This is a genomic window from Bradyrhizobium sp., from assembly GCF_017881085.1.
In the GTDB taxonomy this organism is placed as follows: Bacteria; Pseudomonadota; Alphaproteobacteria; order Rhizobiales; family Xanthobacteraceae; genus Bradyrhizobium.
Window position 1 is genome coordinate 1 of the sequence record NZ_JADGRI010000170.1, and the last position, 11,328, is coordinate 11,328.

An 11,328-nucleotide genomic window follows, 5' to 3' on the forward strand; every position below is an offset into this window, starting at 1 on the left:
GGGCCAGCCTTGCCGCCGGGCACCGAAACGGGCGTGATCTCCTCGGCGAAATAGCCCGACGCGATCGCGGCACCTGCGCGCTGCTGCGAGCGGATCGCGAACGCGTCCTGGTCGGCGCGCGAGACCTGGAATTCCTCGGCGACGTTCTCGCCCGTCTCGGGCATCGCATCGACGCCATATTGCGCCTTCATCAAGGGATTGATGAAGCGCCAGCCGATGGTGGTGTCATAAATTTCAGCCGAGCGCGAAAACGCCTCCGCCGCCTTGCCCATCACGAACGGCGCCCGCGTCATCGACTCGACGCCGCCGGCAATGGCGAAATCGATCTCGCCGGCGCGGATCGCGCGCCCTCCGGCGCCGACCGCGTCCAGTCCCGATGCGCAGAGCCGATTGAGCGTCTGGCCCGGAACCGTCTCCGGCATGCCCGCCAGGAGCAGCGCCATCCGCGCCACGTTGCGGTTGTCCTCGCCGGCCTGGTTGGCGCAGCCGAAATAGACTTCGTCGACGGCCGACCAGTCGAGCTTGGGATGGCGCGCCATCAGCGCCTTGATCGGGGCGGCCGCCAGATCGTCGGCGCGTACCTTGGCGAGCGACCCGCCGAAGCGGCCGATCGGGGTCCTCACGGCATCGCAAATAAATACATCGCGCATCGAATCTCTCCCTGAATGCCGCGTTTTCCGAAGCCGTTAGCCCGAATGGATGGCGAGTTTTAGGAGCGCTGTCGCGGCAGGTCAATTGATGGACTCGCAACCATGATCTGTTCCCTTCCCCCTTGCGGGGGAGGGTTAGGCAGAGGGGTAAGCCACATCCACCGAATTCGCGGCCACCCCCTCCCCGACCCTCCCCCGCAAGGGGGGAAGAAGGGACTCGCCGCAATTTCTTCTCTCACCGATAGAAGGGGCACGTGTTCGCGGAGAACGTGGAAAACACACAATGCGGCGGCAAACCGATAGGACCGGAGGCCGAAATTTTGTAGTTTGCGCAGCCCATGACGATCCAGCAGCCCATCCCCGTTCTGCCCGATGACGCGCCGCCCGCGGAGGCCGCCGCGCGCGTCACGCCGATGATGGAACAGTACCTTGAGATCAAGGCCGCCAATCCCGGGTTATTGCTGTTCTATCGGATGGGCGACTTTTATGAATTGTTCTTCGAGGACGCCGAGATCGCCTCGAAGACGCTCGGCATCGTGCTGACCAAACGCGGCAAGCATCAGGGCCTGGATATCCCGATGTGCGGTGTGCCGGTGGAGCGATCAGAGGACTATCTGCATCGCCTGATCGAAGCCGGACATCGGGTCGCGGTGTGCGAACAGACCGAGGACCCGGCGGCAGCGCGGGCGCGCGGCAACAAGAGCGTGGTCAGCCGCGCGGTGGTGCGGCTGGTCACCCCGGGCACGCTGACCGAAGACACGCTGCTGGACGCGAAGACCAACAATTATCTGCTGGCGATCGCGCGGGCGAAAGCGTCGGCGGGAAGCGACCGCATCGGGCTCGCCTGGATCGATATCTCCACCTCCGAATTCATCGTCACGGAATGCGCAACCGGCGAACTCGCGGCGACGCTGGCGCGCATCAATCCCAATGAGGTCATCCTCACCGACGCGCTGTACGGCGACCCCGAGCTGGGGCCGCTGTTGCGCGAACTGCCGGCGGTGACGCCGCTGACGCGTGACTTCTTCGACGGCGCCACCGCCGAGCGGCGGCTGTGCGATTATTTCGCGGTCGCCACCATGGACGGGCTTTCCGCGATGTCGCGGCTGGAGGCCACCGCCGCCGCGGCCGCCGTCACCTATATCGACCGCACCCAGGTCGGAAAGCGCCCGCCGCTGTCGCCGCCGTCGCGCGAAGCCGCCGGCACCACCATGGCGATCGACCCGGCCACCCGCGCCAATCTCGAGCTGACGCGGACGCTCGCGGGCGAACGGCGCGGATCGCTGCTGGACGCCATCGACTGCACCGTGACCGCGGCCGGATCGCGCCTTCTCGCGCAACGGCTGGCGGCGCCGCTCACCGACAACGCAGCGATCGCGCGGCGGCTGGATGCGATCGCGGCGTTCGTTGCCGATAGTGCCGCGCGCGACGACCTGCGCAGCACTTTGAAGGCGGCGCCCGACATGTCGCGCGCGCTGGCGCGGTTGTCGGTCGGGCGCGGCGGCCCGCGCGACCTTGCCGGTCTGCGCGACGGCATTCTTGCGGCCGACGCGGCGCTGACGCGGCTTGCCGAACTGGAAACCCCGCCGCCGGAAATCGCCGCCATGATGGAGGCGCTGCGCCGCCCCTCGCGCGAACTGGCGCGCGAATTCGAACGCGCGCTAGCCGAGCAATTGCCCTTGATAAAACGCGACGGCGGCTTTGTCCGGGAAGGCTATCAGGCCGCGCTCGACGAGACCCGCAATCTGCGCGACGCCTCGCGTCTGGTGGTCGCCTCCATGCAGGCGCGCTACGCCGAGGCGACCTCCGTCAAGGGCCTGAAAATCCGCCACAACAACGTGCTCGGCTATTTCGTCGAGGTCACCGCGCAGCATGGCGACAGGCTGATGACGCCGCCCTTGAACGCGACCTTCATCCATCGCCAGACCCTGGCCGGCCAGACCCGCTTCACCACGTCAGAACTCGGCGAGATCGAAGCCAAGATCGCCAATGCCGGCGACCGCGCGCTCGGACTGGAACTGGAGATTTTTGACAAGCTCTGCGCGATGGCCGTCGCCGCCAGCGATGACTTGCGCGCCGCGGCGCACGCGTTTGCCATGCTCGATGTCGCCACCGCGCTGGCAAAGCTCGCGGTCGACGACAATTACGTGCGGCCCGAGGTCGATGCCTCGCTCGGCTTCGCCATCGAGGGCGGCCGGCATCCCGTGGTCGAGCAGGCACTGAAGCGCGACGGCCAGCCGTTCATCGCCAATGCCTGCGATCTCTCGCCGGGGCCCGGACAGAAATCGGGCCAGATCTGGCTGATCACCGGTCCCAACATGGCGGGCAAATCGACCTTCCTGCGGCAGAACGCCTTGATCGCGCTCTTGGCGCAGATCGGCAGTTTTGTCCCCGCGACGCGGGCGCGGATCGGGATCGTGGACCGGCTGTTCTCGCGGGTCGGTGCCGCCGACGATCTGGCGCGCGGCCGCTCCACCTTCATGGTGGAGATGGTGGAGACCGCCGTCATCCTCAACCAGGCCAGCGAGCGCTCGCTGGTCATCCTTGATGAAATAGGCCGCGGCACCGCGACCTTCGACGGGCTGTCGATCGCCTGGGCCGCGATCGAGCATCTGCACGAGGCCAACCGTTGCCGCGCGCTGTTCGCCACGCATTATCATGAACTCACTGCGCTGTCGGCCAAGCTGCCGCGGTTGTTCAACGCCACCGTGCGGGTCAAGGAATGGCAGGGCGACGTGGTGTTCCTGCACGAAGTGCTGCCGGGCTCGGCCGACCGTTCCTACGGCATCCAGGTGGCGAAGCTCGCCGGGCTGCCGGCGCCGGTGATCGCGCGCGCCAAGTCGGTGCTGGCAAAGCTCGAGGCGCAGGACCGCGGCCAGACCGCGCGCGCCCTGGCCGACGACCTGCCGCTATTTGCGGTGCCCTCGCGCGCATCCGCCGAGCCGGCGCCGCCGAGCGAGGCCGAGAAACTGATCGAAGCGGTGAAGGCGCTGCATCCCGACGAAATGTCGCCGCGCGAAGCGCTGGACGCGCTGTATGCATTGAAGGCGAAGCTGTCGAAGATGTAGTTGTCATTCCGGGGCGATGCGAAGCATCAAACCCGGAATCTCGAGATCCGGGTCTGGTGCTAACGCACCATCCCGGAATGACGATCAACTGCCAGATTCCTCCGCCCGTTCCACCACAATCCCAAATTCCAGCTCACGCAGGTGGCCAGCGCAAGGCTGAGCGCGACCGCCGAGCCGAACGGCGGCGCCGCGACGTGCAGCACGGCAATCGCGATGCCGAAGCCGATCAGGCCCCAGCCGCCATTGGCGATCACGGCCGCGGTCGGCCGCCCGCCGATGCGCGGATGCAGGATCAGCATCATCGAGGTGAACACCACCGGAAACAGCGCGATCACGCCGCTGATATCAGGCCCCACCCAGCGCGACAGCGTGACGACGGTTGCGACCAGGGTCGCGACCAACGAGGCGCGTAGCGGGATATCGTACCAGCGCCGCGTGATCAGCGGCATCCTGACGTGGCGGAAGCGCCGCAGCAGCGGCAGGCAGATCGCAAACGTGACGGCGTTCGCGATCAGGCCGCCGGCCAGCGACCACTGGACCGTCCGCATCAGCACGGCAAGTGCAATCCATACCGTCACCGCGCCGCCGCAACTGACCAGCGCATTGCGGCGCTGCGCCAGCACGACATAGGTCAGCGCCAGCCAGATCGTGGCCGCGTTGATCGGCAGGCTCGCCAGCGCGCCCTCGGCGATGAAGGCCGCATCGTGATCGAGCGCGAGGAAGACGTAAGACGGCCCGGCCGAAATCGGCAATGTCGCCACCAGCGCGCCGATCACCGGGCCGGAGCGCTCGGTGATGACGGAGGCCGACACCACGAACGCCGCGGTGATCGCCATGCGCAGCGCCAGCGTCAGGATGAAAGCGAGGTCGGGGGACATTTCCTGTCGTTCCTGCGAAGGCAGGAACCCATAACCACGGCTGTTCGCGTTGCATCAAAGCCGTTGAACAGCATTTCTTGAAACGATGGGACACGGCGTATGGGTCCCGGCTCGCGCTTCGCTTGGCCGGGACGACAAGGGAGTCACACCCGATGCATCGAGACCGAAACCTTCGGGCCGTGCTTGATGGTCTGGTACACCACGCAATAGCGCTCGCTGAGTTTCAGCAGCAGATCGAGTTTCTCTTGCGGCGCGTCGGTATCGACCTCGAAGCGCAGGCGGATTTCGGCGAAGCCGACCGGCGCCTCCTTGTCGACGCCGAGCGTGCCGCGGAAATCGAGATCGCCCTCGGCGGTGACATTTCCCGACCGCAGCGGCACCTCGATCGCGGTCGCCACCGATTTCAGGGTCACGCCGGCACAGGCGACCAGCGCTTCGAGCAGCATGTCGCCGGAGCACAATTCAAGGCCGGATCCTCCGGAGCCCGGATGCAGACCGGCCACCGCCAAAGCGCGGCCGGTCTCGACCTTGCAGGCGATGCCCTCGTTCTCGATCGAGCCCCGCGCGGTCAGCGTGATCATCGCCGCCTTGGGATCGGATTTGTAGCGCTCCTTGATCGGGGCCTGCGTGGCGCGGAGTGTGGCGGCGTCCATCTTGTTCTCTCCCGAATAGCTGGTGCGCTTCGGATTTAACGGGTCAGGACGCCGATGTCACCACCACATCGCTTCCCCCGCGGCCGATTTCGGATCGATATCCGGCACGTTGCGGTCGAGCGAACGATCCAGCGCGGTCATCACCCGGCGCTTGAAATTGTCGAACAAGGGCGAATTGCGGTCACGTGGCCGCGCCAGATTGACCTTGATTTCCTCGAACAGGCGCCCCGGCCGCGGCCGCATCACGAAGACGCGATCCGCCAGCACCACGGCTTCGTCGACGTCGTGGGTGACCAGCACCAGGGTCGGCCGCGTGTCGGCCCAGAGGTCCAGAAGATGGTCCTGCAGGTCTCGCCGCGTGAAGGCATCCAGCGCGGAAAACGGCTCGTCCAGCAGCAACACCTCCGGCTGCGGCACCAGCGCCCGCGCGATCGCCACCCGCTGCGCCTGCCCGCCGGACAATTCGCGCGGCCAGGCGTCGGCCTTGTCGGTGAGGCCGACCCGTTCGAGCGCCCGCGCGACTCTCTCCCGGCGGATCTTGGCGGGCAGATCGGTGAGCCCGAAACCGATATTGTCGGCGACGCTGAGCCAGGGCAGCAGCCGCGGCTCCTGAAAAATGATGCCGATTTTGGCGTGCGGCGCCGAAATCCCGATGCCGTCGAGCGTCACCGCGCCGGAAGTGGGGCGATCGAGCCCGGCAACAGCGCGCAGCAGCGTCGACTTTCCGCAGCCGGAGCCGCCGATGATGGCGACGATCTCACCCAGCCTGATCTCGGCGGAGAAATGCTGCAGGGCGTTGACGCCGTTGGGGTAGACCTTGCCGAGCCGATCGAGGACGAGCATCAGACCGCTCCGCCTTGGCGGCCGAAAGCGTCCTGCCAGCGCAACAGCGGCACGGCCGCGATCTCGATCAGCCAGTCGGTGGTCTTGCCGAGAATGGCGAAGATCACGATCGCCGCCAGGATCTGCGCGGGCTTGCCGAGCTGCTGGCCGTCGATCAGGAGATAGCCGAGCCCCTCGGATGCACCCATGAACTCGGCGGCGACCACGAACATCCACCCCAAACCCAGGCCGACACGCAACGCCACCACATAGGCCGGCAGCACGGCGGGCAGCAAAATGCGCCGGATCATCGCCGGCCCCGAGAGGCGGAAGGTCCGGCCGACTTCGACGATCTTGCGGTCGACCGACAGGATCGCGCCCATCACGCCGAGATAGACCGGAAAGAACACCCCGACCGCGATCAGCGCGACTTTCGAGGTTTCGAAAATCCCGAGCCACAGGATGAACAGCGGCACCCAGGCGATCGACGGGATCGCGCGCAGCGCCTGCACGGTGGGATCGAGCAGCCGGCGCGCCAGTCCCCAATAGCCGGAGACGGCGCCGAGCAACGTGCCGGCCACGACGCCGAGGCCGAAGCCGGCGGCAACCCGGGTCAGCGTCGCCAGGATATGGCGCACCAGTTCGCCGCTCTTCGCCAGCTCGACGATGGTGGCGAAAATTTTCGAGGGTGGCGGCACCAGCCGTCCGTTGGACAGGCCGCGCCAGACGATGATTTCCCACGCCAGCGCCAGCCCAACCGGCAGCAGAAGCCCAAGCGCCGGCCGCACCCAGCGGCGCAGGCGTCCGGACGGCGCGGGAGTTGCGATCGCGTCGGTCCGTTCAAGCGCTGGCAGTTCAACCGTCATGGCCATAGCAAGAACGCGTCTCGACGAGGATTGCAAGTTGGCGGATGGGAGGATGCGATCTTCCTTCCCTTCTCCCCTTGTGGGAGAAGGTGCCTTCAATGCGAAGCATTGAAGGCGGATGAGGGGTCTCCATCCGCGGAGACAGACCCCTCACCCATCTTCGCTCGCGAAGCCACCCTCTCCCACAAGGGGAGAGGGCATGAACGCGACCCTCAATTCGTCGGCAGCGGAACCTGATCGTCGATCAGCAAATCCAGCGTCGCCTTGACGTCGACCTTGGCGTCGATCACGCCGGCCTGTTGCAAGGCCACGCCCGCGGCGAGAATGGATTCGCGCTGCGGTGCACCGATCCGGCTGTGGGTCAGTTCGGTGCGCTCCTTGAGCTGCTTGTCGACCACCGCGTCCGGCAACTTGGTCACGGCGATGAACGACTTCTTCAGGTCATCGTAGTTGGCCAGCGAATATTTGCGCGCATCCTCGTAGGCAGCGAGCACGCGGCGCACGATATCGGGATAATCCTTCAGGAATTGCTCGCGCACATTGAGAATGCCCCAGGTGTTGGCGTCGGGCTTGCGGAAGAACAGCTTCGCGCCGTCCTCGATTTCCGCCTGCGCCATCATGGGATCGAGGCCCGCCCAGGCGTCGACGTCGCCGCGGATCAGCGCGGTCTTGCCGTCGGCGTGCTGCAGCAGCACCGGCGTGATGTCCTTTTCGCTCAAGCCGGCGCCGAGCAGCGCGCGCACCAGGAAGATGTGCGGATCAGTGCCCCGGGTCACCGCGACGCGCTTGCCCCTGAGGTCGGCGACAGTTGAGATACTGGAATCCTTCGATGTCACCAGCGCGGTCCATTCCGGGCGCGAATAGACATAGATCGACTTGATCGGATTGCCGTTGATCCTGGCAACCAGCGCCGCGGAGCCCGCGGTGGAACCGAAATCGATCGAGCCGGCGTTGAGGAACTCGAGCGCCTTGTTGGAACCCGCCGATTGCACCCAGACGATGCCGATGCCGTCCTTGGCGAATTCCTTTTCCAGCAATCCCTTTTGCTTCAGGATGATCGAAACCGGATTGTAGGTCGCCCAGTCGATATGAATTTCCTTGAGCGGCTCGGCGGCAAGGGCGGCGCCGGGAATCAGCATCGAGGCGGCAACGATCGCTGCCAAGGCACGCCGTGAAATTCTGGACATCGTCGGGACTCCTCGGGTGTGAGTGACTAGATTGAATCGCGGGAAAGGCCAGCGCGTGAGACGCGCTTCGGCCCACAGAAACATTCCCCAAAAAACAACGTTTTATTTCAATTAGTTAGGGGGCGCGTCAATGAGAAAATACACATCGCCCGAGGCTGGCAGCGAGAACAGCCTTGCCCCGTGGGTGCGGAATTCAGCATGGACCTGCTGTTATCTCAGTTTGTCCCGTGACAGCATCGGCGCCGTCCGATATCGGGGTAGTTATGGATAGCGTTGTGACCGAGAGCAGGCCTGTAGCCGACGACCGTTTCGATAGCGCGCGGATCACCGCCGCGGTCGACGCGCTCGCCGAAAAGCATGCCGGCCGGGAGGACGTCTTCCGCTCCGCTACGGCACAATACCTGAAGGCCGAGCTGATCGCGGCGCGCGACACCGCGCAAGCCGTGCTGCTCAAGGATCGTCACGGCCGGCGCTGCGCCGAGCGGCTGTGCTACGTGCAGGACGAAATCATCCGCATCCTGTTCGCGGCCGCCACGCGTCATCTCTACCGCTCGCCGATCCCCTCCGGCGCCGAGCGGATGGCGGTGGTCGCCACCGGCGGCTACGGCCGCGGGCTGATGGCGCCGGAATCCGATATCGATCTGTTGTTCATCCTGCCCTACAAGCAGACCGCCTGGGGCGAGCAGGTCGCCGAAGCGATTCTTTATTGCCTGTGGGACATGGGGCTGAAGGTCGGCCACGCCACGCGTTCGGTCGACGAATCGATCCGGCAGGCGCGCGGCGACATGACGATCCGCACCGCGATCCTCGAAACCCGATTCCTGACCGGGGACCTGCCGCTCTACAATGAGCTGGTCGAGCGGTTCGACAGGGAAGTGGTGCAGGGTACCGCCGCCGAATTCGTGACCGCCAAGCTGGCCGAGCGCGAAGAGCGCCATCGCCGCGCCGGGCAATCGCGCTATCTGGTCGAGCCCAACGTCAAGGACGGCAAAGGCGGCCTGCGCGACCTGCACACGCTGTTCTGGATCGCGAAGTATGTCTACCGGGTGCGGGAGACCGACGAACTGCTCGAACGCGGCGTGTTCGACGCCCAGGAATACCGCACCTTCCGCCGCTGCTCCGACTTCCTGTGGTCGGTCCGCTGCAACATCCATTTCTTCTCGGGGAGAGCCGAAGAGCGGCTGTCGTTCGACCTGCAGCGCGAGATCGCGATCCGGCTCGGCTATACCTCGCATCCCGGCATGCAGGATGTCGAACGCTTCATGAAGCACTATTTCCTGGTCGCCAAGGACGTCGGCGACCTTACCGCGATCCTGTGCGCCAAGCTGGAGGACCAGCAGGCCAAGCCCGCGCCGGTGCTGAGCCGCATGATGTCGCGGCTGCGCCCGAGCACGCGGCGGGTGCCCGACAGCGACGATTTCATCGTCGACAACAACCGCATCAATCTCGCCGCGCCCGACGTCTTCAAGCACGACCCGGTCAATCTGATCCGGATCTTCCGCCTTGCGCAAAAGAACAATCTGGCGTTTCACCCCGACGCCATGCGCACGGTGACGCGGTCACTGAAGCTGATCAACACCCAGCTGCGCGACGATCCCGAAGCCAACCGGCTGTTCATGGAAATCCTGACGTCGAACGACGCCGAAGTCGTGCTGCGGCGCATGAACGAGACCGGCGTGCTCGGCCATTTCATCCGCGCCTTCGGCAAGATCGTGTCGATGATGCAGTTCAACATGTACCACCATTACACGGTGGACGAGCATCTGTTGCGCTGCGTCGGCTATCTGCAGGAGATCGAACGCGGCGGCAATGACGAGTTCATCGTCGCCAGCGATTTGATGCGCAAGATCCGGCCCGAACACCGCGCCGTGATCTACATTACCACGCTATTGCACGACATCGCCAAGGGCCGCCCCGAGGATCACTCGATCGCCGGCGCCAAGGTGGCGCGGCGGCTGTGCCCGCGGCTCGGCTTCAACACCGCCGACACCGAACTGGTCGCCTGGCTGATCGAGCAGCATCTGACGATGTCCACGGTGGCGCAGTCGCGCGACCTCTCGGACCGCAAGACCATCGAGAATTTCGCCGCGGTGGTGCAGTCGGTCGAGCAGATGAAGCTTCTGACCATCCTGACAACAGCCGATATCCGCGGCGTCGGTCCGGGGGTCTGGAACGGCTGGAAGGCCCAGCTGTTGCGCACGCTGTATTACGAGACCGAACCGGTCCTGACCGGCGGCTTCTCCGAGGTCAACCGCGCCCGGCGCATCGCGGTGGCGCAGGCGGAATTCCGCGCGGCGTTCACCGAGTGGCCGGAGCAGGAACTCAACGCCTATATCGCGCGGCACTATCCGGCGTACTGGCTCAAGGTCGAGCTGCCGCGCAAGATCCGCCACGCCCGCTTCCTGCGCGCCAGCGAACAGGCCGGCCACAAGCTCGCGATCAATGTCGGCTTCGACGAGGCGCGCGGCGTCACCGAGCTGACCATCCTGGCGGTGGATCATCCCTGGCTGCTGTCGATCATCGCCGGCGCCTGTGCCTCCGCAGGCGCCAACATCGTCGACGCGCAAATCTACACCACCACCGACGGCCGCGCGCTCGACACCGTCGCGATATCAAGGGAATACGACCGCGACGAGGACGAGGGCCGGCGCGCGACCCGGATCGGCGAGATGATCGAGGATGTGCTGGAAGGCAAACTGCGCCTGCCCGAAGTGGTGGCGCGCCGCGCCGCCGGACGCAAAATGCGCCCCTTCGTGGTCGAACCGGAAGTCGTCATCAACAATCAGTGGTCCGACCGCTACACCGTGATCGAAGTCTCCGGCCTCGACCGGCCCGGCCTGTTGTACGAACTGACCACCGCGATCTCGAAGCTCAACCTCAATATCGCCTCGGCCCATGTCGCGACCTTCGGCGAGCGCGCCCGCGACGTGTTCTACGTCACCGACCTCCTGGGCGCGCAGATCAACGCGCCGACGCGGCAGGCCGCGATCAAGAGCGCGCTGATCCATCTGCTCGCCAACGATTCGGCGGTGGCGCAGCCGGCGGCGTGATGCACCTGCGCCTCTTCGCGGCCTATCCTGGAACCTCACCAAAGGTCTTGCCGACGGCAAGCGGCGCCAGCCGGATCAGCCGGGAGTCCTTCACTGCCGCCTGCCGATGTTTCACGGCTTCGCGATAGACGGGATCCCTGATCATTTCGACGAA

Annotated in this window: 8 protein-coding genes and 1 pseudogene; 2 read left to right on the forward strand and 7 right to left on the reverse strand. The window is 65.6% G+C overall.

From position 1 onward, the window contains the following. Positions 1-650 (reverse strand): beta-ketoacyl synthase N-terminal-like domain-containing protein (locus QZ213_RS16680; RefSeq protein ID WP_291687192.1); only part of this gene is annotated, 650 nt, incomplete at its 3' end. Positions 651-988: 338 nt separating this feature from the next. On the opposite strand from QZ213_RS16680, the gene mutS reads away from it, so the two are divergent. After that, entirely contained in the window at positions 989-3,718 is a 2,730-nt protein-coding gene (gene mutS, locus QZ213_RS16685) for a DNA mismatch repair protein MutS (protein WP_291687193.1), read from the forward strand. Between the two features lie 59 nt (positions 3,719-3,777). On the opposite strand, the gene QZ213_RS16690 is transcribed toward mutS, so the two are convergent. From QZ213_RS16690 to QZ213_RS16710, 5 genes are all read right to left on the reverse strand, one after another. Then, positions 3,778-4,596, reverse strand: coding sequence for a hypothetical protein (locus tag QZ213_RS16690; RefSeq protein ID WP_291687194.1), 819 nt, complete (start codon positions 4,594-4,596; stop codon positions 3,778-3,780). A gap of 143 nt (positions 4,597-4,739) precedes the next feature. Next, positions 4,740-5,249 carry an OsmC family protein gene (locus QZ213_RS16695; protein ID WP_291687195.1) on the reverse strand — a complete coding sequence of 170 codons (510 nt, stop codon included), beginning with the start codon at positions 5,247-5,249 and terminating at the stop codon, positions 4,740-4,742. A gap of 57 nt (positions 5,250-5,306) precedes the next feature. Then, positions 5,307-6,092 (reverse strand): ABC transporter ATP-binding protein, encoded by a 786-nt coding sequence (locus QZ213_RS16700; protein WP_291687196.1) that lies wholly within the window; start codon positions 6,090-6,092, stop codon positions 5,307-5,309. Then, the gene (locus tag QZ213_RS16705) at positions 6,092-6,937 is read right to left on the reverse strand and encodes an ABC transporter permease (RefSeq protein ID WP_291687197.1); all 846 of its coding nucleotides are present in this window, start codon (positions 6,935-6,937) and stop codon (positions 6,092-6,094) included. The genes QZ213_RS16700 and QZ213_RS16705 overlap by 1 nt, the downstream gene beginning before the upstream one ends. Before the next feature lie 212 nt (positions 6,938-7,149). Then, positions 7,150-8,124 (reverse strand): aliphatic sulfonate ABC transporter substrate-binding protein, encoded by a 975-nt coding sequence (locus QZ213_RS16710; protein ID WP_291687198.1) that lies wholly within the window; start codon positions 8,122-8,124, stop codon positions 7,150-7,152. 263 nt (positions 8,125-8,387) lie between these two features. Here QZ213_RS16710 and QZ213_RS16715 point away from each other — a divergent pair, with 263 nt between their 5' ends. Then, positions 8,388-11,174: a [protein-PII] uridylyltransferase gene (locus QZ213_RS16715; protein WP_291687199.1), complete on the forward strand. Its 2,787-nt coding sequence runs from the start codon at positions 8,388-8,390 to the stop codon at positions 11,172-11,174. Between the two features lie 22 nt (positions 11,175-11,196). Here QZ213_RS16715 and QZ213_RS16720 read toward each other — a convergent pair. Beyond that, positions 11,197-11,328, reverse strand: a pseudogene (locus QZ213_RS16720) (DUF1330 domain-containing protein); the annotation flags it as partial.